Below are 24,550 nucleotides of genomic sequence, written 5' to 3' on the forward strand. Positions count from 1 at the left end.
ATATATTTAATGTTTTCAACAGTATATCGGGTATGCACAAAAAAAGCATGTTTCTAGTATGAAGAATAGGGTGTTTTCATATGGATTGTTGTCTTTCATGATAAATGTTGTCCGTTCCTTTCCGCTCCAGGAACTTGCTTTCCGCGGGGAGCATGGAAGCCTCCTCGGCTTTGCTTGTGGGGTCTTCCATTTTGCTCTATTTCCCGCAGGAGTCAAGTTTATCCGCTGCTATCCACTTAAGGTATCAACATTTTGTCTATAAGCAACAAAGTTTATGAAAGGAGCAAAAAAATAAGACCAAGATAAAATCCGGTCACATTAAAATGCAGCCCGCTCAAAGAACGGACTGCATTGGATGGTTTGTATTATTCAGTTGGTTCAATAATTGCATATTTGCCGTCTTTACGCTGATAAACCACGTTCGTTGTATTCGTTTCAGCATTTGTGAAAACGAAGAAATTATGGCCCAGCATGTTCATTTGAAGAATCGCTTCTTCACTGTCCATCGGCTTTAAGTTAAAGCGCTTCGTGCGGACAACTTGAATTTGATCTTCTTCTTCCTGAACGGCCGTTTGTGTCTGTGCACCTTCCGGCTCGTCTGTTCCATTAGCGAACATGAATTTAGCAGAACCCTGCTCGCGCAATTTGCGGTTTACTTTCGTTTTATGTTTACGGATCTGACGCTCAAGCTTGTTTGTTACAAGATCGATGGCAGCGTACATATCCTCGTTGTATTCCTCAGCACGCAACACTAAATTGGTCATTGGAATCGTTACTTCAATCTTTGATTCTTGATCATTGTAGAATTTCAAATTCACATTTACGTTTGCTTCGATTGAATCCTCAAAATAGCGTTCCAGTTTGCCGATTTTCTTCTCGACATACTCTCTTAAAGCTGGAGTTACCTCAATGTTTTCGCCTCTGACGTTATAATTCAAAATGAACTCCTCCTTTGTAAAGGATATGTAAACTTAATTCTTCTTTTCCCTCTAGTATTCCTGCTCAAACGTAAAAATAATGTTAAACCTATGTGAATTTTGTTGAAAATTGCGGCTGAATGACTGCCCTAGAAGGATGTGAATAGAATATGCCGGGGAATCTTTATTTATTCTATAGAAAAAATCCCATCCGGATGCAGATGAGATTACTGGAGAAGGTATGGCATAAGGTATGCCTGCACCTCCCTTTTCCACTTAAGGAACATGACGGAAAGCTCTTCTTTAATAAAAACTTGGAATAAAAACGCATCGTCCTTATTCAATGTAAACGGCTTCAATTCTTCAATGATCTGATCAAATAAGAGAATCTGATTTTGAAGATACTCATCATCTTCTGCCAGGTGAAACATGCCGGAATGTGTCGTATCTATTTGGATGAACGCATCCACAAGGTCATCCATGACGCGTTCTCCTTCAGTATATTCCATGGATTCGAAGCTCTGAATCAAATAGTGAAGATCCTCCTCTATAAAATTCAGCAGCTCGTTATACGAATAAAAAAGCTCATATTCACTTTGAGTGAGCGATTTATTTGCGTTTATCATAATACATGCCATCGACTGAGGTGTTCTGATAAGGATTAACGTACTTTTGATTCGATGCTTTTTGAACTCTGAGCTGAGTGATATCGTTTTTAATTTCCTGTTTCAGCAGACTCAGCTTCTCATGAATGATGGCGTTCCATTCCGTAATCTCTTTGCCAAGCTGTTTTTCTTCACGATTGTACGGAGTCTTTAACTGATGGATCAGGCTGTCACGCTGCTCAATCCAATCCTGGATGTTCACGATGTGGCTGTCTCTCATGTCTTTATCCGCTGCACCGTGCACTTCTAACAGCAATTGCTTCGTAAGCTGATGCAGTTTGTTTACAGCACTCACTAGACTTGCCCGCCTTGACCGAACTGCTGCTTGCGGGTGGATTGAATCACTTGCTTCCACGTATCGCGAAACTCCGTTACATACTCTTCCACTTCATCAAGAATAGCCATGTCATTAGAAATATTGGCTTCTACTAAACGGCGATTCATATAGTCATACATAGACATCATCGATTCTGACACAGCAGCCTCAGGATTTAACGTAATCATCAGTTCCTGAATGATCCGCTGTGCTTTTTGCAGATTGAGGTTTTTCTCTTGCGTATTTTTCTGCTGAATTGCCTGGCGTGCCTGTTTAATAAACTTAAGACAGCCATTATAAAGCATCAGCGTTAATTCGCCCGGTGAAGCTGTACTCACAGAATTTTGCTGATACGCTTGATAAGGGTTGTTAAGTGCCATTTTTATTACTCCTTTTTAACCGAATTGCTGCATAAGATAATTCATTTGATCATTCGAGCGCTGAATCGCTTTTTCCATCGCCGTGAACTGCGCCCAATAACGGTCTTCCACTTGCGTTAACCGGTCTTCAAAACGATAAATTTGATTGTCAATCGATGTAAGGTTTCTGCCGATTGTAAACTGCTGGCTTGTTGAGCTTGATGTTCCTGCCTTCGCATTCAGCTTATCCATTGTAGTCTTCAAGTTGTCATAAAGGTTTGTGATAATTCCTTTTTCACCACTTGTCGGCCCATTGCTTGTGAAAAGCTTCTCCACACCTTCAGGGTTCTCTTCAATCGCTTTTTTCAGCTTCGCTTCATCGATGATCAGCTTGCCGCCTTCACGATAGTTTGAAGTAGTTGAGATGCCAATGTTGGACAAATGAGTGAAAGACGAGCCAGATGCGGCTGATAGAGTGGAATAAAAATCTGAACGCATTTGACTGAGTGCACCAGTTAAGATGGAATCTTTTCTGAGAAGTCCGCTTTGTGCTTTTTCATCCCATTGTTCCTGCTGTTTATCCGTTAAAGATTCACGCTCTTCATCCGATAGTGGCTGGTAATCACGGTAGCGTGTTTCATCTGTTTTACCCTGGATTTTAGCAATGGTTTCATTATATAAAGTCACGAACTTTTTAATGTTGTCAAAGACAGCGTTCGTGTCGTTTGTGACGTTAATTGATACTGCAGGGTCTGCTGCTGTGAATGTGTCTTTTAGAGTGAACGTAACCCCGCTCATTTCAAAGGTGTTCGATGTACGCTCAGTTGATAGACCGTTCACCGTGAATTTTGCGTTTTGGCCTCCCGTCTCCGTTCCAGAACCAAATTTCAATACATTGTTCAAGAAACCCGCAGAAGTAACAATTTCATTGCCAGCCGTGTTAAAGTCACCTGTTTCTTTTCTGGTCAGAGTAATTTTATCTGAAAAAGAATCATATAAAGCGGTAACACCAAGCTGAGATGAATTAATTTTAGTAAAAACGGTATTTAAGGATTCGGTTCCCTGGATAAGAAAGTTCTCTTTGATTTGCCCTTTGGACGTGTGTGTCTGCATATCAAAAGACATGTAATTGTCTGTACTTTCAATTACATAATCTACTTTAATAGAGCTGCCTTTTTTAATTGACTCTCCGAATGTAAGGGTCCCGTCACTATCGATCTTAGCTTCACCAGCCTGAGGCGTTCCTGTTACGAGGGTAAAAGATTTCCCATCTGCTTTGATGACAGCATCTTTATCGAAATTTTTTAGAATCTCTCCGCTCTCTAACTTGAGAATAAACGTACTTCCATCGGCAGCAGCAGTAATCGTCTGATTTTTCACCGTACCTGTCTGCCAGTTAAAATTTTGGTTGGCAAACGAATCTTTTATTTCATAAAGAGACTTTGACGGGTCAACCTTTGATCCAGCTGCTGAAATCGCACCTGCATTTACCTTTGTTGCAGCCGAAGCAAGCTGGTCTACTTTTGAAATACTGTAGGATGATGTGCTTGCCGAACTCGTAGCAGTTGCCGTCACTTTATCGGAATTCGAGCTGTTCGTGGCGCGGGCACGGTAGTTGCTGGAGAGCTTCATATCGAAAGTCGCATTACGGAATGCAAACAGCAGGCTGTTCATTTCACGATAGCCATCCCGCTGCCATTCAAGCGTTTGTTTGTTTTGCTTTAATTTATCAAGCGGCATTCTCTCTGCCTTCATGAGATCGCCTACAAGTGAATCAATATCCATTCCGCTTGCCAAACCACCTATTCGAACCATGCTAAAATCACCTCTCTAAATTTTCTTGTCTACAACAAAGCCTAAAAACTCTGTCATAGCTGCATACAAATCGAGCATTTTTCTCGATGGAATTTCTCGTACAATCTCTTTTGTTTGATTATCAACGACTGTCACGTAATATTCGTTCAGCTTTTCATGCAGCTGAAATTGAATATGCGTGTTAGCCGGCTGAAGGAAATCGTTAATACTATTTACAAATTTATCTAATTCTTCTTTCGGAAATGCAGGCTTGTATTCTTCTTTTATATGTTCTGGAAGTTTAATAGAGTTCGTGTCGATTTCTGAGATGCGTGGACCAGGCTGCGATGACATCTTTTCGATCATCATGGTGGGTCGCTCCTTGGGATTAATGTTCTAATGGTTATATCGGTTGGACTTAAAGGATGTTGAAGGCTTAAAGTTTAAATTCAGCTTAAATATTGAATAGAGGTATGTGCATAAAAAAGACCCTAGCATGGCTAGAGTCTTTGATCCAATTAACGAAGTAATTGAAGAACACCTTGTGGTTGTTGATTAGCTTGAGCAAGCATAGCTTGAGCAGCCTGAGAAAGAATAGAATTCTTTGTTTGGTTCATCATTTCTTTCGCCATCGCGCGAACATTTACTTTCATAAATGACCAGACTATATCTTCACCCTCTAGCAATCTAGTAGGGGTTGGGCACTTCGGATCACAATGCTGAACCACACTGCTTCACCTACGGATTTCATCACCATAGCTCTCGCCTTAGATGGTCTATCCTAGTCGTTGAACCTTCTCCAGAGTTTCCTCACAGGAGCTTGGCTGCTGATTGCCCAATCTTTTCTTTTTTCTGACCTTCACGCCTGTCGTTTCCAACTGCGTTGTGGCAAGAAAAGCTCTAAGGGGTTTCCAGCAATTCACCCAATTATGATCTCTGGCCGTTACCAGCCAGGACGACTGTGCTTGTTACTACTTAAGCAGCTAAAGCATAATCTACGTCACGGATACGAGATTCCGCAGCAGTTAGGTTTTCAGAGGCATTGTCCACATTATTAATTGTATGCTCTAGTCTATTTTGAAGAGCACCTAATTTACCACGTTCAGTTGAGACTGTATCAATTGCAGTTTGAACAGCTGTAATTGCACTATCAGAGCCCGTTTGTGTAGCTAGAGACACGGTTGTTAAGTCTCCTCCTAATTGTGCCGCTCCAAATCCAGTAGTTGTTAGATTAATTGTAATAGCCTGCCCTGCATCTGCTCCAACATGAATCTCAAATGTAGTAGTAGCAGCACCATCAAGTAATGCTTTACCATTAAATTTTGTATCTGTTGAAATTCTTGTAATTTCTGTTGCTAAGTCTTTAAACTCTTGATCAAGTGCTGCACGATCAACAGTAGTATCATTAGTATCATTGGAAGATTGAACAGAAAGTTCACGCATACGCTGTAGAATTGCATGAGTTTCATTCAATGCTCCTTCCGCTGTCTGAATCAATGAAATACCATCTTGAGCATTTCTTGATGCTTGATCTAACCCACGGATTTGCCCACGCATTTTTTCTGAAATTGCAAGACCTGCAGCATCATCTCCAGCACGATTGATACGAAGACCTGAAGATAATTTTTCCATTGATTTACCTTGCGCTTCAGAAGCACCGTTTAATTGACGGTAAGTATTAAGAGCCGCAATATTATGATTAATTCTCATTTTATAATTTCCTCCTTGAAATAAGTGTAGTAATCCACATCCATGTGAATTCTTATATACATGCAGGTCACAACAGCCGGCCGCCTGTTGGTTCTGCTTGTTACACTACTTATATCGACATGATCTGGAGTTGTTTTATAGCATTTAGAAAATATTTATAAAAAAAACCTTAAGCGAATGTGCTTAAGGTTATCTGTTCTTTAGTTGAGCAAGCATGTCTAAGGAAACGTCTGCTGCTTTGTTATTTTCTTCTTGAATCGAGAGGTAGATTTCTTTGCGGTGGATATCTACATTCTTAGGAGCATTGATGCCAATTTTCACTTGGTCGCCAGCAATAGATATCACTGAAAGTTCAATATCATCGCCAATTTTAATGGCTTCTCCAGTTTTCCTAGTTAAAACAAGCATTATGCTCCCTCCCATAAACGGTGTTTAGTTGTGTACTCCGGCTGGTTTAGGATGAGCTGCTTGCCCAATTTTTTGCCTTTATTTAAAATCAGCGGACCTTGTAAATTTGCAGTGGAGTTCGTAAACGGATCACTCACTGTTAAAATAACATAAACTTCAACATCATTTGGAGATTCTATTATTAATGATTCTTTTGTAGATTCATCCAAATCAAATTCATAGTCTTTGAAAAAGAAAAAGGGACTTGTGACGACGAATGCGGTGTTTTGGGATTGGATCGATTGAAGAATGAAGAATGATGAACCCTCTTCTAGCGGAAGCAAGGTGTAGTTCTTCTCCTCTAAAAAACCCGGAATTCCATGTTCGAAAGTGATTTTTTGCGCTTCATCAAGTGTTACTTCACCATGATATTTCGTTTGAATTAACATGCTTCACATTCCTTTGTTTAAAGTCTATTAAATCTTTCTGTCGATTGAAACGAAGTCTATTTTCAGCTGGTTTCTCTCAGCGAGTTCTACTTTGACCTCTCCGGCTTTATAATCCATGATCGGTTTGTTGATGTTACTCTCAATAATTGGAGCATTGGTCTTCACATCAATATTCACTTCAGCAGGCTGATAGTCGAGCATGACGCTGAAATGCGACGGGATAAATCCAATGTTGAATTGCTTGATTTCGCGTTCGCTGTTTTTTTTCACCTGAGCTGTAAGAGGCCTGCCGCCATTTTCAATTCTCATTTGTTCATCGCCTTGCTGAATGCGTCTTGCAATGCCGGAAAGAACGTCCTGGTGACCTTGATCAGCTGCTTCAGCTATCCTCTTAGAAATATGTTTTAAATCAACATCTTCTCTTGCTTTTGTCTGATCGATCGTTAGCTTGCCTGGTGTAGTTTGAATGGATAGCTCTGCCTTAGGCTGCTTGATGGACAGGTCAGCTTTGGGCTGCTGAATTGCAAGTGTAGCATTGACCGTTTCTAAACCTATTTTAGCAAATCTGCTTTCTAACCTGATTTGAGGAATATTCATATGGCCGTCCTCCTAGTAAAAAAGCTATCTTTTAAAAAGATAGCTTATCTTAAAAAGTCCATTAATGTTGGCTGAATGATTCTTGCGCCAACCGATAATGCAGCGCGGTGGATGCTTTCTTGTGCAGTCATATTCATGATGACCTTCTCTAAATCTGCATCTTCATTTTCTGAGAGGATGCGCGTGGAGACAATTTCTTGCTTGCCTACTCGATCTTCGATGAGCTCTAAGCGGTTGTACCTCGCTCCAAGCTCTGCACGTTCCGCTGACATTAAGTCCATTTTGCCGTCAAGATCAGAAAGTAATCCGTCTAATCCGGATGCATTACCTGAACTTAACGCCTTTTCTATAGAGCCCATCACTGCAAATAAATCCTCGCTGAAAACATTGTCGGAATTAATATTCGCTTTCAATTGAACACCTTTAGAAACCTCAATTTCAAAGGGTGACTTGTCTATGTTGACTGATACTGTGCCATCAGCATTCAAAGTAACAGGGGCTACTTTCGTCTGCGTCCCATTAAAAATATAATTCCCTGCCACCTGCGTATTCGCAGAACCGACTAAATCTTCCTTCAACTGTTTAATCTCGGCACCGATTGCTTTTAAATCCTCAGGTCCGTTCGTTCCATTACTGGCCTGAACCATCAGTTCACGCACACGCTGCAAAACTTGTGTTCCTTGTTCAATCCCAGCTTCTGAGTTTTCCATCCACTGATAGGTCTCCGATATGTTGCGCTGGTATTGTTCGACTTCGGTTAAGTTTGTGCGATAGTGCATCCCCTTCATGGCTATCACTGGATCATCTGAAGGACGGTTGATTTTTTTGCCGGTTGCGAGCTGGTCCTGGTAGGTGCCCATTTTTTCATAGCTTTTGCTTAGATTGCGGAGCGAGTTGCCTGCGAGCATGCTTTGGGTTACGCGCATGATTGTTCACCTACCTTCTTAGTCCGTTAATAATGGTATCGAGCATTTCATCCTGCAAGGAAATCATTTTGGCTGAAGCATTGTATGCGTGCTGGAATTGGATCATGTTTGTCATCTCTTCATCCAGTGAAACGGCGCTGACTGATTGGCGGCGCTGGTCGACCGCTGAACGGAGCACATCACTGTTGCTGACTAAGCGGTTTGCTTCCTGTGCGTCAACGGCCATGCCTCCGATTAAGCTTTCATAAAAGTCCTGGATTGTTGTCGTTTTGCCTCCGAATGAGAAGGTCTGATTCTTCACTTCTGCAAGTGCAAGCGCATTTTTGCCATCACCGATGTTGCCATTTGAAGAAGCTGCAATGTTATCAGTTGAGTCAACGATAGATTGATGAAGTGTTAACAAAGATGCTGCATCTTTTGGCGGATTGGTCATGTTAGTAAAATCAAAAAATGTTGTACTGCTTGCGCCGCCTTCTTCAATCCGCTTGATGCTGTATCCTGCTTCCTGAACTTTATTCACTTCAGTCGCAAAACTGTAGGCCAATTGATCAAGCTGTCCCAGCATGTCTGGATACAGCCCAGTTGCTTCTCCGTCAAGATTGTATCCATACGAATCTATGAGACTGCGGATTTCTCCAACACTGCCAAAATCTTTTACATCTATTGCATTTGATCCGATGGAAACTGAGTCTACCAGTCCATTATCAGAAGAAAACCCAATGCTGATATCATTGACAGCTTTATTTTTACCATCAACTAGCGTTCCGAGAGATTGCCCGTTAGCTCCAATGATTTCAATCGTTACAGATCCTTCAGCAATGGAAAGCGAATTTCCACCACTTTTTTCATTTGAAATTTTAATGTTCGCAATACCTGATAACTGATCAAGCAGTCGATCGCGTTCATCGTAAAGATCGTTCGCCAGGTAGCCATGCGGTTCTATCTCAGAAATTTGTATATTGATGCTGTTAATCTGTTTTGCAAGAGAGTTGATTTCTTTTGTCGATACTTCTAATTCACTTTTCAGCTCTCCTTGAACTGCTTTAAGTGAAGTTGATAAGTATTTGAACGTTTCTGCTACTGCAGCCCCGCGTTCGCGGACAACCGCACGCGCCCCTGCATTTGTAGGATTCAGTGCGAGATCCTGCATCGACTGCCAGAAGCGGTCAAAGCTTTTGGAGAGGCCCGTTTCCGATGGTTCGTTCATGATCTCTTCCATTTTCAAAAGAGAATCAGCACGAGAATCCCAGTAGCCTACTTTGTTATTTTCATAGCGGAATTGTGTATCGAGAAAGCTGTCTCTCACCCGCTCAATGGTTCCCGCTTCAACACCCGTGCCAATCTGACCCGGAAACTCAGGGCGGTTCATGGATGGCGCAGGATATGGCTCTGTCTGCACAAAATTAACACGCTGCCGTGTGTAGCCGGGCGTGTTGGCGTTTGCAATATTATGTCCAGTTGTATTTAAGGCGCTTTGCTGTGTAAACATACCTCTTTTTGCGATTTCTAGACCTGAAAAAGTCGAGCGCATGGTTCATTCCTCCGAGCATTAGGCTTTTGAGTCAAATAAGGATCTTCGTTTCGGTGCTGAAGCCGTTCCGCCCGGAGGCTTATAGGCTGGAGATTGTTCCTTAGGCATCAGCATGTCCAATGAAAGCGAGACAAATTGAAGGGCCTGGATGGTAAGCTGCTGATTCAGCTTGTTGGCGTTCTTCAGCTTCTCCATAACTTCTGTTAATGACTGAAAAAGACCTGAAAATTTTTCTTTGTCAGCTCCCTCTGCTTTTTCAATGCAGGCCGATAGAGTTAAATCATTTTCACGTTTTAAATAAGCCGAAGCAAGGGCGATCCGTTCATTTTCCACTTGCTTGATGGCCTGTATATAGATTTGTTCCTGCTTGAGTGTTTGCTGCAACACAGTCAGGTCTTCTGTTTTCAAGGCTTCTGTTTTCGTTTGCGCTAATTGAAATAGCTGCTGATTTAGCCCGAGCAGCTTCTCAAGCTTTAGAATTAATGACTGTGCTGACACTGCAAGTCCTCCCGAATCTATTTTTGATAGTGTTTAATCACGCTGTTCGCGATAGCTTTTGGATCAATCGTATAGGTGCCGGTTTCAATCTGTTTTTTTATGGCTGCAACCTTTTCCTGTCTTGCCTGATCAATGGCATTTTGCTGCTGAAGCTCTTTAGCCTGTGATGAAATTTCTACCTTATCCTGCTTTTTGGCAGGCTGCGCTGCTTCCTGCGGCTTTTCTGTATTCCGTTTATAAGGGTTAATCCCTGCTGAGTTTAAGTGATTGATCTTCATCCCTTTTCCTCCATTCTTTCGTTCTTCTCGTTACTATCTATATCGGCTGAAAAAAGTTGTTGTTAATATATTTAGTTATTTTTAGGCTGAATGGTATAGTAGGTTGCCTGCTTTTCTGTGACTTTTTGCCGGCGTTCTTCTTCCTGTTCTAATTCAAACAGCTGAGTTTTGATGTCTTTTCCGCATGAAGTACAAAGCTTATTTTCTCTGATCAGCTTTCCGCATTTCTGGCACGGATATCCAAGGTTCGGAAAGTTAGCCAGCTGAATTCTGCCTTGTCTAATGAACTTTAGAATCAAGTCTTCTTCCACACCTGTTTGTTCTTCCACCTCGAAGAGTGTTGCTATACGATTTTTACTCTGCTTTAAAAAGCCATAAACCACTTCGAATTTTTGTTCTTCTTCTTTATAACATGCATCACAGACGGTTTTAAACTGTGTTCTCACAAATAGCTGGTAGCATTCCGGACAGTTCGATAGTTCTCCCATTGATGATTCTCCTATCATTGTACTATATCTTTACTATCGGATTGAGGTTAAAAACGTTTAGCCACGAACTAGTGTTAATGAAGAAACACTTTCGGCGCCATGGTCGATAAGCAGTTTGGCTGCGTGTCTGATTGTGGTCCCTGTTGTATAAATATCGTCAATCAGAAACAGTTTTTTTCCGTAAATTTCAGAGGCATCCTCTATGAAAAAAACATTTTCAGTCTGAAGGCGTTCCGTTCTTGTTTTCTTGGATTGTTTTTCTAAGTGAATTCGCATGAGAGGTTCGTGAATGGGAGCATTGAGCAAGTCAGCAAGCAGGCGCGCCTGATTGAATCCTCGTTCATAAAGCCGCTCTTTACTTAGAGGAATGGGGACGAGAAGATAATCCTTTGAGAAGTGTTTCGAGAAGATGTTACGAAGGGGTTCGGAAAAGAGGTCCGCTAATTTGGCATCCCCTCTATATTTGTATCTGACGATTACCTCTTTCATAAATTCATTGTACTGGTAAACAGATCGATTACCCGCAAGAACGCTGCCAAACACGGGATCTGCTTGCCATCGTTCACAGTCATAGCAGGGATTTGCATCCGATTGCGGCCGATCACACATCGGGCACACAGCACCTTCTATCAAACTGAATTTAGATGAACAATCAGAACAGCAGGCAGTTTCTTGCTCATCTAAAAAAAATACGCTCCTCCAGGATACTGCTTTTTCGAGTTCAGCATGGCAAATAAGACAGTTGTTCATTACTCACCTCTAACATAATTTTCGCACCGCGGCATATCTGAGACCATTTTTGCACATTCAGCTAAATTGACGATTAATGTCGTCATCTGCTGTTTGTCGACAAATTCCGCTTTTACATATGCAACCTTTTCAGGATTGGTTACATATCTTGGCTGAACACGGTTTAAAACAAGGGCAAGCACGTCATTTAAGCATTCTTCACACGTACAAGTCATCTGCAGAGCAGTCTTATATTCATATAATAAATCAATCATGATTCGTTCCATTGCATTTACTACCAAGGCTCTATCCCCTGTCTGTTCATCTTTTAAATGATTATGCCACAGAAGGAATATGTTGGATAGAAATAACACCTTAAACAGTTACAAAGTCACTTTTTTCGCAGCATCATTCATCATTTGAATATGCTTTTTGGCACGAATCATCGCTTCCGTTTTCCCGTAATGGAAAAAGCGCACATCGCCGCTTGGATGCTTCGCACTTCTTCCGACACGGCCGGCAATTTGCACAAGCGCACTCTCTGTAAATACGCTGTCCTCTGCACCTAACACAGCGACATCAGAATTAGGAATGGTGACACCTCTTTCTAAAATAGTGGTTGTAATAATAATAGGGACCTCGCCATTTCGGAAGCGCTGAACCTTTTCCTTGCGGTTCGGGTTTTCTGCATAGACTCCTTCTATCAAAGGATTCTGCTTTTTTAAAAGAGCCGTCGCTGCTTCTAATATAGGTATAGATGGAACAAATAGAAAGGCTTGTTTTTTAAATTCCAGATGGGAAGTGATCCATGCTTGAACATTTTTTGGAAGACTTCCTTTTTGAAGGGCGCGTTTGTAATTCCCGCACCATGAAAAGACAGGTACAGGAAGCGGATGACCGTGGTATCTTTGAGGGATTTTGACTTGATTGCCGATCTGTTTTTTCAGGGCATCGGATGGGGTTGCGGTTAAATAAATGAGGGAGCTGTGTTCTTTTCTTGCCCGTTCAGCAGCAAACTGGAGACTTTGATCAGCTGAGTAGGGAAAGGCGTCGACTTCATCGATGATCATTAAATCAAACGTTTGTTTAAAACGGAGAAGCTGATGAGTCGTGGATATGACGAGGTTAGCTCGTTTAAATCGATCTTCGCTTCCTCCATGCAACGCAGCAATTTCCGCTTGAGGAAAGACGGACTTAAGTCTAGGAGCAAGTTCGAGAACAACATCCATGCGCGGGGTAGCAATGCAGACTTGCTTGCTCTCAAGCAGAGCTTGTTTAATTCCTTTGAAAAGCATTTCTGTTTTTCCTGCACCGCATACAGCCCAGATTAGCAGATCGCTTTTATTTTTTAGAGCATCAAGCATACGGTCTGACCCTTTTTGCTGCTCTTTTGATAGCTGTCCATCCCATTTCATCGCTTTAAAAACAGGCTGCTGGATCTCAGGTTCAGGACCGGTCCATTTAAGAAGAGGTGTACACTCGCTGACTCTTCCCATAAGGATGCAGGCGCGGCAATAAGAGCAATGTTCACCGCACCTTGCACACTTAAATGAACCAATCATGCTTTGATCACTGTTATTGCAGCGATTGCATTTTTGCTTTTTATTCACTTTCTCAAAGCCATACTCATACTCAATATAGCCGTTTTCATAATGCTGTTGTATGATTTCGAACGGAAATGGAATTTCATCAATGAGCAGCTTTTTTCCCTGAAGATGTTTTTGGAGGTCTATGGAATAGGTAAACGATGGATTGATTTGGCTAACACGGAGGTGATGCTTTGAAATTGGAAGTCCTTCTTCGATTTTCTCTGTGGGTTTCAACAATCCATTATGTATGTGAAATCTCATTCTTAATCAAATTTCGTTTTTTCGATTTTTCTGAAACGTTTTTCCACACTAATAGGTGTACGGTTTAACTGTTGAGCAATTTCTCTAAATTTAATGCCTTTTTTTCTCAAGTCGACTAGTTTTTTGTCTTCTAATGTCGTCCAGTGTCGGTATGCCCGTTTCTGTATGTCAATTTCCTGCATATCATCGCTCCTCTACCATAATGAAGTATTATCCTTAGTATCTAAAATTTTGCAGGAAATGTCTAGTGTTATCCACAAATAACATAAACTGGATTCAATATTTTCGGTGCCGTTTTCGTTATTTTTTCGTTGAATTTCATATTTTGTTGTTTCGGGGACCGAAAGAACGTTGCGGGCCCTCTAAAATCAAGGGAAAATTGCTCGTGCATTGAATTAGTTGAGCGTTTTTTATATGGATGTTTCTTAAAAGAATGATGATTCAAATCTTCATTTTCGCTTTTAAAATTTTCATTTTGCTTGTTAGTAGATTTTCTAATATAACAAATACATCTGCATCAAAAAAACCGACCCCAAAAGCCGCAAGCTGCGACCTATAGAGTCAGTCTCTCATTCCTTATCTCTTATACCACCCAAGTCCCATCGCACCTTCTCCTAAATGCGTCCCGATAACCGGTCCGAAATAGCTGATGGAGTATTCGACATGGGGATACTTCGCTTCTAGTTCTTCCTTCATTTGCTGAGCTTCATCCGGGCGGTTGGCATGAATGATGACCGCGCGCATTGGGTCTCCTGCACTTGCAACTTCATCAAAAAGATCGTAGATGCGGTTAATTGCTTTTTTGCGTGTGCGGATTTTTTCAAACGGGACGATCAGTTTGTCGACAAAATGCAGGATTGGCTTGACCTGCAGGAGGCTGCCTATCATAGCCTGTGCACCGCTTAAACGTCCGCCGCGCTGTAAATGTGATAAATCATCTACCATGAAATAAGCTTGATTTGTTTTTTTCACTTCGTTCAGCCGTGCCATGATTTCCTCAGGCGATTTGCCTTCTGCAGCAAGTTCCGCGGCCTCAATAGCATAAAATCCTTGGACCATGCAGCTGACTTCTGAATCGAAAGCATATACCTCAATGTTATCGACCATTTGTCCTGCAGAAACAGCCCCGTTGTAGGTCCCGCTGATTCCGCTTGATAAATGAACACTGATGACCGCATCATTTTCTTTAGAAAGCTCCTCGAATAATTCAACAAATTTTCCCACTGACGGCTGTGACGTAGTCGGAAGCTCGCCTCTGTTTTTGACTTCTGCATAAAAGTCTGCAGCTGTAATTTCAACTTCCTCCTGGTACACTTCCCCGCCAAAAATCACGCTCAGCGGAATCATATGAATATTTAACCGCTCCCGTGTTTCTTTTGGAATATAAGCTGTGCTGTCCGTAACTATTGCCGTTTTCATATATGTACCATCCTTGTAATCGACTTCTCTTATTGTTCTTTTATTTTATAAGATAATCCTTTTCATTTCATTACTTTGTTTGTAAAAGCTGTTTTCGCATAGATTGTTGTTTTCGATTATTAATGTTGTCCGTTGCTTTCCGCTACAGGAACTTGCTTTCCGCGGGGAGCGTGGAAGCCTCCTCGGCGAGCCTGCGGGGTCTTCCATTTCGCTCTATTTTCCCGCAGGAGTCAAGTTCCTTCCGCTACAATCCACTTTAGGTTTTAACATATAGTCTAAAAACAACAATGTTTACGAAAAGAGCCTGTGTAAATAAATTGAGAACAAAAAATAAATCCCTGCTATCTACTATAACAGGGATTTGAGAGATATAGAAATGCATTCTAAAAAAAGAGCCGTGAAAAGAAAAAAACCTGCCGAAGCAGGTTTTATCGCACTTCCACCCAGCCGTTTTTGATGGCAACGACTACAGCTTGAGTACGGTCATTTACGTTCATTTTTTGAAGAATGTTGCTTACGTGATTTTTAACGGTTTTCTCACTGATGAAAAGGGCTTCGCCGATTCCGCGGTTGCTTTTTCCGTCCGCAAGCATTTGCAGCACTTCACATTCGCGGCGAGTTAAAATATGTAATGGACGTCGGATTTCAGTCGTGATGGTTGTTGTGCCTCCGCCTGATCCTGATCCGCTTGTCGCAAGACGTCTGAATTCATTCACAAGGTTATGTGTTACTTTAGGATGCAAGTATGATCCGCCATCAGAAACGACTTTTACAGCTTCGATCAGTGTGTCTGCATCCATTTCTTTTAACAGATAGCCGCGAGCGCCTGTTTTCAAAGCGTGAGTTACATAGTTCTCATCGTCGTGAATCGACAGGATGATGACTTTTGTTTCTGGATTTGCTTCCACGAGCTGTTTTGTAGCTTCCACGCCGTTTACTTTTGGCATGTTGATGTCCATGATGACAACATCAGGCTTGCTGTCTTCAACGATGGCTAATGCATCTTCGCCGTCATCGCCTTCTGATACAACTTCAAAGCTTGGTTCGAAATCCAAGATTCGTTTGACGCCTTCTCGGAATAATTGGTGATCATCGATTATCGCAATTCTTGTCTTCATGCATACGCCTCCCATTTTTTTATTCTAGTCTATTACACAGTGATGCCGTCAATATGTCTTTGGTCTATTTTTTCAGACGTTGAGAGGCACTTGTATCATTATGAATGTCCCAAGACCTATTTTAGAATCAATTGTAATTCGGCCGTTTAAGAGCTCTACACGCTCTCTCATACCAAGGAGACCGAACGATTTGTTCTGATTTTGCTTCATTTCTTTTGTATCGAAACCTTTTCCGTTATCCTTGATCATCAGAATGATATTATTCTGATTCACCTCAACCTTAACCTGAATCTCACGGGCTTCGGCGTGCTTCAAAGCATTCGTGACTGCTTCCTGAGCCAGTCTGAACAGCGCTACTTCAAAACGCGGCGGAAGCCGGTTTTCTTCAAAATCGCCGAGGCTTGAAAATAAGATGCGGGTTTTACCGTTATACTCTTCGATTGTATAAAGGTACTTTCTGAGGGTCGGTATGAGTCCAAGGTCATCCAGTGCCATTGGCCTTAAATCGTAAATAATCCTCCGAACCTCATACAGGGCATTGCGAACATTTTGGCGAAGACTGCGGATTTCTTTAAATCCTTCGTCAGAACCCCGCTCTCTGAAGATCCGTTCAATCAGCTCAGAACGCATCATGACATTTGCAAGCATCTGCGCAGGCCCGTCGTGTATTTCTCTCGAAACACGCTTGCGCTCTTCTTCCTGAGCTTCAATGATTCTCAGACCGAAATCCTGCTTTTGCTGTGCGTCTTCAATCAGCATGCCTACCTGACGAAGATCCTGATGAAGATAATTCAAGACAACAGAGATTTGGCTCACAAGCACCTCAGCCCGTTCAATCGTCTCCTGAAGCCCAAGCAGCCTTCTCTCTAAATCATCACGCCGGTCTCTGAGCTGCTTCTCTTTTTGCTGAAGCATAGTGAGCTCCACCTGAAGCTTGTGGGCCTTCTCATAGGCTTCCCGGATCTCTTCCTCGCTGAATTGCTTAAAGTGCTTGCTCACCTCAGACAGACGCTTTCTGGCAAACCTGGCATGGACCTCAAGCTTGTCTCCCTGTTCAATCACATCATTAACCTGTATTTTAATTTGTTTTAGTTCTTCTACAAGCTCTTCGTATTGCTGACGGGACTGTTCGCCGATTTTAAAAATCTCGCCTTTGCTGCCGTCAACCGTCTTTACCATCTTATCCAGAATTTGATCAAGCACTTTGCAGTCAAGCTTCTTGGAGTCCACTATATCTCCTCCACTAATGGGTTAAAATAAACTTCACACAATATAATGATTGAAGTGAAAATTTTGTCGCTTTATAATATAAGAATGTGCATTTATAATTCCATTTGCCTTCTATAAGCTTGCAAGGAGGTGTACGAGCATGCTTTCACACTATTATACCGTAAAAGGATACGGAGAGCATGAAATATCCATACAGAAATCACGTTTTATTTGTTATATAAACCGCGCAGAAACCGAAGAAGAGGCGCAGGCCTTCATTCAGCAGATAAAAAAGAAGCATTGGGATGCGACACATAACTGCTCAGCCTATTTAATCGGCGAACACGATCTGATTCAAAAAGCAAATGACGACGGTGAACCAAGCGGAACCGCAGGAGTTCCGATCCTTGAAGTACTTAAAAAGAGACAGCTGAAAGATACCGTTGCCGTTGTCACCCGTTATTTCGGCGGCATAAAGCTCGGTGCAGGCGGATTGATCCGCGCATACGGAAGCTCAACCTCTGAAGCCCTGAATGCAATCGGCATCGTCGAGCGTAAGTTAACTCGGGTGATGCATACTAAGATTGATTATACATGGCTTGGAAAAGTGGAAAATGAACTGAGAAACTCACACTATCAGCTTAAAGAAATTCATTATCTTGATAACGTTGAGGTTGAGACGTTTGTCGAAGAAGGTCAGAAGGATCAATTCATAGAGTGGATGACGGAGCTGACTAATGGCCAGGGTGAAATCAGCGAAGGTGCTCAAATTTATTTGGAACAGCCAAAAATTTAAATGTACAGAGGAGTAACTTATGAATAGGCAGGAAGTTAAAAAAATAAAGAAAAAGAAGAAGAAAAGTGTCTTTAAACGTATTTTATTTTTGTTCTTCATACTATTTTTATTAGTCGGCGGATACGCTGGATATGTTTTTTATCAAACCTATCAGGCAGCAAACAATTCATTTGATGATTTAGGAAGAGATAAATCGAAACTGCGCGATGAGGCGGTCACCATTTCCAACGATCCGGTTTCAATCCTGTTAATGGGTGTTGAAAATTACTCGAGCGGCGGATCTGGAGGACGGGCTGATACACTTATGGTTGCTACATTCAATCCAAAGGATCAAACAATGAAATTGCTGAGTCTTCCACGTGATACTCGCGTAGAAATCCCAGGTAAAGAAACAAAGCGAAAAATCAATTCAGCCTATTCAACAGGCGGAAAAGAATTGACGATTGAAACAGTCGAAGGATTCTTGGAAATTCCGATCGATTACTATGCAACAGTTAACTTTGAGGGCTTCAAAAACATCATCGATATCGTTGGCGGCATTACTGTGGATGTTCCTTTCGATTTCACTCAAAACAGTGATGATCCAAAAGCCGAAAAACTCGAGTTCACCGAAGGCCCGATGAAAATGGACGGAAGATACGCATTGGCCTATGCAAGAATGAGGCTGCAGGATCCTAACAATGACATTGGACGTAACGAAAGACAGCAGCAGGTTGTAAAAGAAGTGATCAATGAAATCGTATCAGCAGGCACTCTGCTGAAGGTCGACCAGCTGACAAACGAAGTTGGCAAGAACGTTGAAACCAACATGAGAATGTCCGAGCTATTAGGCTTTTATAAAAAGTACAACAACTTTAACACGAATAAGATCGATACAGTTAAGCTAGAAGGCGTCGGAGAATACATCGGCAACGCCGCTTACTGGATTCCTGATGATGAAAGCCTTGAAGAAGTAAGAGATGAACTGAAAGAGCATTTAGAGCTTCAAACATCACAGGATGATAAGTTAGAGAGTAATTAATAGAGAGAATCCCCAGCCTCATTGGCTAGGGATTTTTTTATTTGACTCTTATCGTAAATATTGTTGTTTTTAGACTATATGTTAAAACCTAAAGTGGATTGTAGCGGAAGGAACTTGACTCCTGCGGGAAAATAGAGCGAAATGGAAGACCCCACAGGCAACGCCGAGGAGGCTCCCATGCTCCCCGCGGAAAGCAAGTTCCTGGAGCGGAAAGGAACGGACACATTTATAATAGAAAACAATAACCTATGCGAAAACAGCCTTTTATTTTTACTGGAGTTAATCAACTCGTAAAAGACTTGGTCCAACTCGCAGCCCTCATTAAAAGAACATAAAAAAACCGCACAGCAGCAGCTATGCGGAATTAATTATCTTTTTGAGGCTTAGGCTTAGCCATAAGCTTTCTGAATGCATTGATAAGCGGTTTATGGCCTTCCCCAATTAGTCCGATGAGTTCAGCTGTAATCTGGATGAAAAACAGCAGGATCATCATAATCAAGAGCGCCATCCACATCGTTGCATTTGAGAAAAGAATAGCCGACAGTCCAAAGCATGCACTGAAGAAATAAATAAGCAGCACGGATTTTCTGTGGCTGAATCCCATGTCCACTAAACAATAGTGCAAATGCAGCTTATCAGGTGCAGCGATATTCTGTCTGTTCACCAATCTTCGCACAATCGCAAAGAGTGTGTCGAAAATAGGTATAGCCAAAACAATGATCGGTATAATAAAACCGAATAATGTGATGTTCTTAAATAATCCCATTGTCGAAAGGATCGCGATGGAGTATCCGAGGAACAAGGCTCCGGTATCTCCCATAAAAATCTTCGCCGGGTAGAAATTGTGAATCAGGAATCCGAGTGTGCTTCCGATCAGAATGACACATAGAGATACAACTGCAAACTGAAAATTCGTAAACGCCATGATCAGAATGCTGGTCATCGCTATAGATGAAACGCCCGCTGCCAGTCCGTCCAATCCATCGATCAGGTTGATCGCGTTTGTGACGCCGACAATCCAGAGGATCGTTACAGGATAGCTCCAGTAATCAAGGTAAATCAGTCCGAAAAACGGAAGGGTAATCTTGTTAATGAGCAATCCGGATGAGACAACGACTGCAGCTGCAGCCAGCTGCCCTGCAAGCTTATACTTTGCTGAAAGAGTAAAGCGATCATCAAGGATACCAATCATGATAATGATGAAAGCACCGATTATAATCTCTTTCATATACATTGATTCAGGACGCAGGTACAGGTAACCTGCCACAACGCCGATAAAGATGGCAAGACCGCCAAGCCTCGGCATTAGGCCCTGATGAATTTTTCTGCTGTTGGGCTTGTCTACCGCCCCGATTTTAATCGCAAGTTTTTTTATAAGTGGTGTAATAGATACAGCCACTATAAACGATACTATAAAAGCTATAATATAATTAGAATAATCTAACATGCTTACACCAACTTGTGTGAGATATTTTCACTTCCTCCATCATAGCAAAAATATATAAACTTGCAATTATTATTTTGTTAAGATTTTGTGCGCTTTATTCTAAGTATGAACTCTTTTTGAACAAAATAATAATGGCTATTGCTGCTTCAGCAATTTTTTATAAAACGATACTAACTTTCTTTCTTCTGTTTCCCAATTATAAGTCGTTTCGAAACTCTTTCTTCCACTTACACCAAAATCTTTTGTCATTTCAGGGTTATCAAGCAGCACATTCAGCGCATCTGCAATGGATTCAGGCTTCTCAGGATCAATTAAAAGGCCGCTGCCCGAATTCTCCACCACTCTCCGGTAATGCGGGAAATCTGAAGCCAGAATGGCAACACCTGCAGCCATGTATTCAAATAATTTATTAGGCAGACAGACCAAATGATTGGGCTCAGGCAAATAAGGAATAATTCCTATGGAAGCCTTTGAGAGATAGGTTTCGATTTCTGAATAAGGCACACTTCCCATAAACTCCACACGGTCAGCAAAACCGTAAGCTTTTACCTTCTCTTTGATTTTCCGCTCAAAGGCTTCCGACTCAAATCTTCCAACAAAAAGAAATTTCGCATTCGGGTGCTTGTCCGCTGCTAATGAAAAGGCCTCTGTTAATTGTTCAATTCCCCTGATAGGAGTGATTCCGCCAAGATAAAGAACCATGTCTGGGTCTTTCATCGCGGAATGATTCAGCGTAAACATTTCAGTCAGAGGATAATTTTCGATCTTGCAGGAGTCATAGCGCTGATACCTCTCTCCTACTTCATCCGTTGTATAAATAACTCCTGATAAAATGGGAAGACATATTCTTTCAATTGCCTCGTAGATGAGACGAACAGGTTTTTTCATCCAGCTTTTCAAGTATTTTTTGCTCATAATCGCATTCGGATAATGCTCATGAGCATCAAAAATGACAGGTTTCCCGGTGAAAATACGAAGCAGAACTCCTACTGGGATTAGCTCTGGATCATGAAAATGATAGAGGTCTGCATTTGTTTTTCTGGCAGCTTTGAAAACCGTAAACGTATGTAAAAAGCGCTTCAATTCCTGCTTTGGCTTTTCGATTGGAATAAGCTTGATTGAATCGTCCAGGATCATTTCAGGCTTCGGTGCGACAAGCGAAACATCATACCCCGCCTTAACTAAAGACTTGCATTGCTTATGATAAATACGTCCGTCATATGCGTTATGAACAGACGTGATGACACAGATTTTCTTCATTATATCCATTCCTTTTTTAAAGTTATAGCAGAGTATTACGTTTAGCACATTGATGGCAAACTTCAGCACCTAGCTCCTCGGCCTGAACGGATCTGACCAAGGCACTTCCGCTTTTCTCAACTCAAAGTTGTAACTTTTCAATTTATACTTTACACTATTGTATTGACATATCCTAATTTTTAATGGAAAGGGATCACTATGAAAATCGTTTATATAACACAGCACTTTCCGCCTGAAATTGGTGCCGCACAAGGCCGTGCCTTTGATATGAGTACGAATCTTTCAAACCTGGGGCATGATCTGCATGTGCTGACGGCCTTTCCAAATCATGAATCAACTTCTAAATTGTACAGCAAAGAGAAGGTGAACAAGCTATCGGTTTATCGCTCTTTTCGCATACGTGATACTAAAAAAAGCTCAATCCGGCGTTTAGCCAACTACTTGTCGTTCATGTGCTCAAGCATCGCAAGCGGCTTGCTCGTTAAAAAGCCGGACATTGTTTATGCAACCTCCCCTCAGCTTTTTCAAGGGGTTACCGGGTATGTGCTGAGCCGCATTCATAGAACAAAGTTCGTTTTTGAAGTCCGTGATTTATGGGTCGACTTCGCTGAAATTTTAGGTCAGTTTAAAAACAAAAAATTACTGAATCTTGCCAGAAAACTTGAGAATTTCATTTATAAGAAAGCCGATCTGATTGTTGTCGTCACACAAGGCTATAAAGATCGTCTGATAGACCTGGGTATTTCAGCAGAGAAGATCATTGTCATTCCAAACGGAGTGAATCCAAGTGCCTTAAAACCTGTAATAAAAAGGAATGATGTGAAAAAGGAATACGGGATTGAAGATAAATTCCTCGTCCTTTATACAGGCAATATTGGCGCAGCGCAAGGTCTTCAGACCATTATAACGGCTGCGGTAAAGCTGAAAGATGATCCTTCTGTCTGCTTTATGTTCATAGGTGACGGCGTGGAAAAAGAAGCTTTAATGGAACAAGTGAAAGCTAATCATTTAACCAACGTGCTCTTTCTGGACAGCAAAAGAAAAGAAGAATTAGCTTCCTACTATGACAGCGCCGATCTTGGCATTGTCAGCTTAAAAAAGCATCCGTTATTTGAGATTACGATTCCATCCAAAGTGTTTGATTATATGGCGGTTTCCCTGCCGGTACTGATCGGCGTTGAAGGTGAAGCAAGAGAGATCGTAGAGAAAAATCATGCCGGCTTCACGTTTGAACCTGAGAATCCGGAAGACTTTATCCGCGCACTCAAGCTCGCTCAAAGCCAGCCTGAAACACTTAAAGACATGAAGAAAAACCTGCGTCATCATCTTCTTCAATCTTTTAACAGAGAAACACAGGCAGCAGAGCTTTCGGAAGCCCTGCAAGACTGCAAAGCATCTCATAGTATGAAACATATAAAAAAGACGACCTGATTTCAGAATCAGGTCGTCTTTTTTGGCCATTAAACCTCAAAAGGCACAGGCTTCTCATCACGCTTTTTAAAATAGTGCAGAATCGCTTCCACAATACGTCTTGAAGCTTCTCCGTCTCCGTATGGATTAGAGGCTTTCGACATCTCTTCATAGCGTTCTTTATTGTTAAGCAACTCGTAAGCAAGCTGATAGATTGTTTCCTCATCTGTGCCTGCAAGCTTCAATGTCCCTGCTTCAATTCCTTCAGGGCGCTCAGTTGTGTCCCGCAGAACAAGAACCGGTACTCCCAGAGATGGCGCTTCTTCTTGTACGCCGCCTGAATCGGTAAGAATGATATGAGCTTTAGAAGCGAAGTTATGGAAATCATAAACGCCAAGCGGCTCGATCAAATGAATTCTAGGATCATTTCCGAGAATTTCATCTGCTACTTCACGAACAGCCGGATTTAAATGGACAGGGTAAACAACCTGAACATCATCATGCTCTGTAATCAGACGCTTTATCGCACGGAACATGTTGCGCATTGGCTCTCCTAAATTCTCGCGGCGGTGAGCTGTTAATAGAATCATGCGGTCTGATCCTACTTTTTCAAGCACTTCATGAGAGTAGGAATCCTTAACTGTTGTTTTTAAAGCATCAATCGCCGTGTTGCCTGTTATGTATATGGTCTCGCCTTTTTTATTTTCCTGAAGCAGATTTGCCTCCGCTTTGTTCGTTGGGGCAAAATGAAGATCTGCGATTACGCCAGTAATTTGACGGTTCACTTCTTCAGGGAATGGAGAGTATTTGTTCCACGTTCTGAGTCCTGCTTCTACATGGCCGACAGCAATTTGATTGTAAAAGGCAGCTAAACTTGCTACAAATGTTGTCGTTGTATCACCATGAACAAGTACAAGATCAGGCTTAACGTCCTTCATCACTTCATCTAAGCCTTCAAGCGCTTTTGTCGTCACACCTGTCAGCGTCTGACGGTCCTTCATAATGTTCAGATCGTGATCTGGAGTAACCTCAAACAATTCCAGAACCTGATCAAGCATTTGACGGTGCTGGGCCGTTACAGTAACGATTGAATCAATTTCATCCGGGTACTTTTCAAGTTCAAGCACAAGCGGTGCCATTTTGATGGCTTCAGGTCTTGTACCGAAAATAGTCATGACTTTTAATTTGCGATCCATATATACGAAACTCCTTTTATAGTTCATTTTAGGCAGCTATTGTTCATTATATCACGTGCCTGAAAAGAGTATTTTTCTTTATTATTAGGATTTCATTACAATTTTATTAGAAAAGCGGAATCGCCTGTTTAGCTCCGACAGACAGATAAGGATTTGCCTTTACTGGCAAATCCGTTCTGG

General features: G+C 41.7%; 28 protein-coding genes and 1 pseudogene. 3 read left to right on the forward strand and 26 right to left on the reverse strand.

Going from position 1 to position 24,550, the window contains the following annotated elements:
- Window positions 1-365: 365 nt before the first annotated feature.
- The 23 genes and pseudogenes from hpf to degS form a co-directional block, all read right to left on the reverse strand.
- Complete coding sequence (gene hpf / locus AC3ISE_RS20405) at window positions 366-938, reverse strand: ribosome hibernation-promoting factor, HPF/YfiA family (RefSeq protein WP_489222387.1); 573 nt, start codon at window positions 936-938, stop codon at window positions 366-368.
- A gap of 206 nt (window positions 939-1,144) precedes the next feature.
- The gene (locus tag AC3ISE_RS20410; protein ID WP_489222388.1) at window positions 1,145-1,543 is read right to left on the reverse strand and encodes a DUF8042 domain-containing protein; all 399 of its coding nucleotides are present in this window, start codon (window positions 1,541-1,543) and stop codon (window positions 1,145-1,147) included.
- Entirely contained in the window at window positions 1,527-1,877 is a 351-nt protein-coding gene (gene fliT, locus AC3ISE_RS20415) for a flagellar protein FliT (RefSeq protein WP_489222389.1), read from the reverse strand. Before fliT ends, AC3ISE_RS20410 begins: the two co-directional genes overlap by 17 nt.
- Window positions 1,877-2,278, reverse strand: coding sequence for a flagellar export chaperone FliS (gene fliS, locus AC3ISE_RS20420; RefSeq protein ID WP_489222390.1), 402 nt, complete (start codon window positions 2,276-2,278; stop codon window positions 1,877-1,879). Before fliS ends, fliT begins: the two co-directional genes overlap by 1 nt.
- A 15-nt stretch (window positions 2,279-2,293) precedes the next feature.
- Complete coding sequence (locus AC3ISE_RS20425) at window positions 2,294-4,072, reverse strand: flagellar hook-associated protein 2 (protein ID WP_489222391.1); 1,779 nt, start codon at window positions 4,070-4,072, stop codon at window positions 2,294-2,296.
- A 15-nt stretch (window positions 4,073-4,087) separates the two neighbouring features.
- Window positions 4,088-4,420, reverse strand: a complete 333-nt coding sequence (gene flaG / locus AC3ISE_RS20430) for a flagellar protein FlaG (RefSeq protein ID WP_489222392.1) — start codon at window positions 4,418-4,420, stop codon at window positions 4,088-4,090.
- Window positions 4,421-4,569: 149 nt separating this feature from the next.
- Window positions 4,570-4,683 (reverse strand): annotated as a pseudogene (locus tag AC3ISE_RS20435) (flagellin); the annotation flags it as partial.
- Window positions 4,684-5,026: 343 nt separating this feature from the next.
- Window positions 5,027-5,761, reverse strand: a complete 735-nt coding sequence (locus AC3ISE_RS20440) for a flagellin N-terminal helical domain-containing protein (RefSeq protein WP_489222393.1) — start codon at window positions 5,759-5,761, stop codon at window positions 5,027-5,029.
- Window positions 5,762-5,950: 189 nt separating this feature from the next.
- A complete protein-coding gene (gene csrA, locus AC3ISE_RS20445) occupies window positions 5,951-6,169 on the reverse strand; it encodes a carbon storage regulator CsrA (RefSeq protein WP_489222394.1) in 219 nt (72 codons plus the stop codon).
- Window positions 6,169-6,597: a flagellar assembly protein FliW gene (gene fliW / locus AC3ISE_RS20450; protein ID WP_489222395.1), complete on the reverse strand. Its 429-nt coding sequence runs from the start codon at window positions 6,595-6,597 to the stop codon at window positions 6,169-6,171. The genes csrA and fliW overlap by 1 nt, the downstream gene beginning before the upstream one ends.
- 27 nt (window positions 6,598-6,624) lie before the next feature.
- Window positions 6,625-7,194: a DUF6470 family protein gene (locus AC3ISE_RS20455; protein ID WP_489222396.1), complete on the reverse strand. Its 570-nt coding sequence runs from the start codon at window positions 7,192-7,194 to the stop codon at window positions 6,625-6,627.
- A gap of 44 nt (window positions 7,195-7,238) precedes the next feature.
- On the reverse strand, window positions 7,239-8,120 hold the full coding sequence (gene flgL, locus AC3ISE_RS20460) for a flagellar hook-associated protein FlgL (protein WP_489222397.1): 882 nt from the start codon (window positions 8,118-8,120) through the stop codon (window positions 7,239-7,241).
- A gap of 10 nt (window positions 8,121-8,130) precedes the next feature.
- Window positions 8,131-9,651 (reverse strand): flagellar hook-associated protein FlgK, encoded by a 1,521-nt coding sequence (flgK, locus tag AC3ISE_RS20465; protein WP_489222398.1) that lies wholly within the window; start codon window positions 9,649-9,651, stop codon window positions 8,131-8,133.
- An 18-nt stretch (window positions 9,652-9,669) separates the two neighbouring features.
- Window positions 9,670-10,149, reverse strand: coding sequence for a flagellar protein FlgN (locus tag AC3ISE_RS20470; RefSeq protein ID WP_489222399.1), 480 nt, complete (start codon window positions 10,147-10,149; stop codon window positions 9,670-9,672).
- A 17-nt stretch (window positions 10,150-10,166) separates the two neighbouring features.
- A complete protein-coding gene (gene flgM / locus AC3ISE_RS20475; protein ID WP_489222400.1) occupies window positions 10,167-10,427 on the reverse strand; it encodes a flagellar biosynthesis anti-sigma factor FlgM in 261 nt (86 codons plus the stop codon).
- Between the two features lie 71 nt (window positions 10,428-10,498).
- On the reverse strand, window positions 10,499-10,915 hold the full coding sequence (locus tag AC3ISE_RS20480; protein WP_489222401.1) for a TIGR03826 family flagellar region protein: 417 nt from the start codon (window positions 10,913-10,915) through the stop codon (window positions 10,499-10,501).
- Between the two features lie 57 nt (window positions 10,916-10,972).
- Window positions 10,973-11,665: a ComFC family protein gene (locus tag AC3ISE_RS20485; protein ID WP_489222402.1), complete on the reverse strand. Its 693-nt coding sequence runs from the start codon at window positions 11,663-11,665 to the stop codon at window positions 10,973-10,975.
- Window positions 11,665-11,946 (reverse strand): late competence protein ComFB, encoded by a 282-nt coding sequence (gene comFB, locus AC3ISE_RS20490; RefSeq protein ID WP_070878223.1) that lies wholly within the window; start codon window positions 11,944-11,946, stop codon window positions 11,665-11,667. The genes AC3ISE_RS20485 and comFB overlap by 1 nt, the downstream gene beginning before the upstream one ends.
- A gap of 81 nt (window positions 11,947-12,027) precedes the next feature.
- Complete coding sequence (locus tag AC3ISE_RS20495; RefSeq protein WP_489222403.1) at window positions 12,028-13,494, reverse strand: ATP-dependent helicase ComFA; 1,467 nt, start codon at window positions 13,492-13,494, stop codon at window positions 12,028-12,030.
- 2 nt (window positions 13,495-13,496) lie between these two features.
- Window positions 13,497-13,676 (reverse strand): Myb-like DNA-binding domain-containing protein, encoded by a 180-nt coding sequence (locus AC3ISE_RS20500; protein WP_070878227.1) that lies wholly within the window; start codon window positions 13,674-13,676, stop codon window positions 13,497-13,499.
- 394 nt (window positions 13,677-14,070) lie between these two features.
- A complete protein-coding gene (locus AC3ISE_RS20505; RefSeq protein ID WP_489222404.1) occupies window positions 14,071-14,913 on the reverse strand; it encodes a DegV family protein in 843 nt (280 codons plus the stop codon).
- Window positions 14,914-15,341: 428 nt separating this feature from the next.
- Entirely contained in the window at window positions 15,342-16,031 is a 690-nt protein-coding gene (gene degU / locus AC3ISE_RS20510; RefSeq protein WP_489222405.1) for a two-component system response regulator DegU, read from the reverse strand.
- Between the two features lie 72 nt (window positions 16,032-16,103).
- Window positions 16,104-17,261, reverse strand: coding sequence for a two-component sensor histidine kinase DegS (gene degS, locus AC3ISE_RS20515; protein WP_070878233.1), 1,158 nt, complete (start codon window positions 17,259-17,261; stop codon window positions 16,104-16,106).
- Between the two features lie 139 nt (window positions 17,262-17,400).
- Here degS and AC3ISE_RS20520 point away from each other — a divergent pair, with 139 nt between their 5' ends.
- Entirely contained in the window at window positions 17,401-18,036 is a 636-nt protein-coding gene (locus tag AC3ISE_RS20520; RefSeq protein ID WP_489222406.1) for a YigZ family protein, read from the forward strand.
- A 19-nt stretch (window positions 18,037-18,055) separates the two neighbouring features.
- Window positions 18,056-19,057, forward strand: coding sequence for an LCP family protein (locus AC3ISE_RS20525; protein WP_489222407.1), 1,002 nt, complete (start codon window positions 18,056-18,058; stop codon window positions 19,055-19,057).
- Between the two features lie 364 nt (window positions 19,058-19,421).
- On the opposite strand, the gene AC3ISE_RS20530 is transcribed toward AC3ISE_RS20525, so the two are convergent.
- Both AC3ISE_RS20530 and AC3ISE_RS20535 read right to left on the reverse strand, forming a co-directional pair.
- The gene (locus AC3ISE_RS20530) at window positions 19,422-20,504 is read right to left on the reverse strand and encodes a glycosyltransferase family 4 protein (RefSeq protein ID WP_489222408.1); all 1,083 of its coding nucleotides are present in this window, start codon (window positions 20,502-20,504) and stop codon (window positions 19,422-19,424) included.
- Window positions 20,505-20,639: 135 nt separating this feature from the next.
- On the reverse strand, window positions 20,640-21,764 hold the full coding sequence (locus tag AC3ISE_RS20535; protein WP_489222409.1) for a glycosyltransferase family 4 protein: 1,125 nt from the start codon (window positions 21,762-21,764) through the stop codon (window positions 20,640-20,642).
- A 198-nt stretch (window positions 21,765-21,962) separates the two neighbouring features.
- Between AC3ISE_RS20535 and AC3ISE_RS20540 the strand changes: the two genes are divergently transcribed.
- On the forward strand, window positions 21,963-23,195 hold the full coding sequence (locus AC3ISE_RS20540; RefSeq protein ID WP_489222410.1) for a glycosyltransferase family 4 protein: 1,233 nt from the start codon (window positions 21,963-21,965) through the stop codon (window positions 23,193-23,195).
- Window positions 23,196-23,224: 29 nt separating this feature from the next.
- Here the strand turns inward: AC3ISE_RS20540 and wecB are convergent, their stop codons facing one another.
- Window positions 23,225-24,370: a non-hydrolyzing UDP-N-acetylglucosamine 2-epimerase gene (wecB, locus tag AC3ISE_RS20545; protein ID WP_133312731.1), complete on the reverse strand. Its 1,146-nt coding sequence runs from the start codon at window positions 24,368-24,370 to the stop codon at window positions 23,225-23,227.
- Between the last annotated feature and the right edge of the window lie 180 nt (window positions 24,371-24,550).

Source organism: Metabacillus sp. KH_069 (assembly GCF_057838075.1).

What these genes read in the sequence shown, in the direction of transcription:
- AC3ISE_RS20410 (WP_489222388.1), bottom strand. Translation starts at nt 1,543, where the DNA reads ATGATAAACGCAAATAAATCGCTCACTCAAAGTGAATATGAGCTTTTT.
- fliS (WP_489222390.1), bottom strand. Translation starts at nt 2,278, where the DNA reads ATGGCACTTAACAACCCTTATCAAGCGTATCAGCAAAATTCTGTGAGT.
- AC3ISE_RS20425 (WP_489222391.1), bottom strand. Translation starts at nt 4,072, where the DNA reads ATGGTTCGAATAGGTGGTTTGGCAAGCGGAATGGATATTGATTCACTT.
- flaG (WP_489222392.1), bottom strand. Translation starts at nt 4,420, where the DNA reads ATGATGATCGAAAAGATGTCATCGCAGCCTGGTCCACGCATCTCAGAA.
- AC3ISE_RS20440 (WP_489222393.1), bottom strand. Translation starts at nt 5,761, where the DNA reads ATGAGAATTAATCATAATATTGCGGCTCTTAATACTTACCGTCAATTA.
- csrA (WP_489222394.1), bottom strand. Translation starts at nt 6,169, where the DNA reads ATGCTTGTTTTAACTAGGAAAACTGGAGAAGCCATTAAAATTGGCGAT.
- fliW (WP_489222395.1), bottom strand. Translation starts at nt 6,597, where the DNA reads ATGTTAATTCAAACGAAATATCATGGTGAAGTAACACTTGATGAAGCG.
- AC3ISE_RS20455 (WP_489222396.1), bottom strand. Translation starts at nt 7,194, where the DNA reads ATGAATATTCCTCAAATCAGGTTAGAAAGCAGATTTGCTAAAATAGGT.
- flgL (WP_489222397.1), bottom strand. Translation starts at nt 8,120, where the DNA reads ATGCGCGTAACCCAAAGCATGCTCGCAGGCAACTCGCTCCGCAATCTA.
- flgK (WP_489222398.1), bottom strand. Translation starts at nt 9,651, where the DNA reads ATGCGCTCGACTTTTTCAGGTCTAGAAATCGCAAAAAGAGGTATGTTT.
- flgM (WP_489222400.1), bottom strand. Translation starts at nt 10,427, where the DNA reads ATGAAGATCAATCACTTAAACTCAGCAGGGATTAACCCTTATAAACGG.
- AC3ISE_RS20480 (WP_489222401.1), bottom strand. Translation starts at nt 10,915, where the DNA reads ATGGGAGAACTATCGAACTGTCCGGAATGCTACCAGCTATTTGTGAGA.
- AC3ISE_RS20485 (WP_489222402.1), bottom strand. Translation starts at nt 11,665, where the DNA reads ATGAACAACTGTCTTATTTGCCATGCTGAACTCGAAAAAGCAGTATCC.
- AC3ISE_RS20495 (WP_489222403.1), bottom strand. Translation starts at nt 13,494, where the DNA reads ATGAGATTTCACATACATAATGGATTGTTGAAACCCACAGAGAAAATC.
- AC3ISE_RS20500 (WP_070878227.1), bottom strand. Translation starts at nt 13,676, where the DNA reads ATGCAGGAAATTGACATACAGAAACGGGCATACCGACACTGGACGACA.
- AC3ISE_RS20505 (WP_489222404.1), bottom strand. Translation starts at nt 14,913, where the DNA reads ATGAAAACGGCAATAGTTACGGACAGCACAGCTTATATTCCAAAAGAA.
- degU (WP_489222405.1), bottom strand. Translation starts at nt 16,031, where the DNA reads ATGAAGACAAGAATTGCGATAATCGATGATCACCAATTATTCCGAGAA.
- AC3ISE_RS20520 (WP_489222406.1), top strand. Translation starts at nt 17,401, where the DNA reads ATGCTTTCACACTATTATACCGTAAAAGGATACGGAGAGCATGAAATA.
- AC3ISE_RS20525 (WP_489222407.1), top strand. Translation starts at nt 18,056, where the DNA reads ATGAATAGGCAGGAAGTTAAAAAAATAAAGAAAAAGAAGAAGAAAAGT.
- AC3ISE_RS20530 (WP_489222408.1), bottom strand. Translation starts at nt 20,504, where the DNA reads ATGTTAGATTATTCTAATTATATTATAGCTTTTATAGTATCGTTTATA.
- AC3ISE_RS20535 (WP_489222409.1), bottom strand. Translation starts at nt 21,764, where the DNA reads ATGAAGAAAATCTGTGTCATCACGTCTGTTCATAACGCATATGACGGA.
- AC3ISE_RS20540 (WP_489222410.1), top strand. Translation starts at nt 21,963, where the DNA reads ATGAAAATCGTTTATATAACACAGCACTTTCCGCCTGAAATTGGTGCC.
- wecB (WP_133312731.1), bottom strand. Translation starts at nt 24,370, where the DNA reads ATGGATCGCAAATTAAAAGTCATGACTATTTTCGGTACAAGACCTGAA.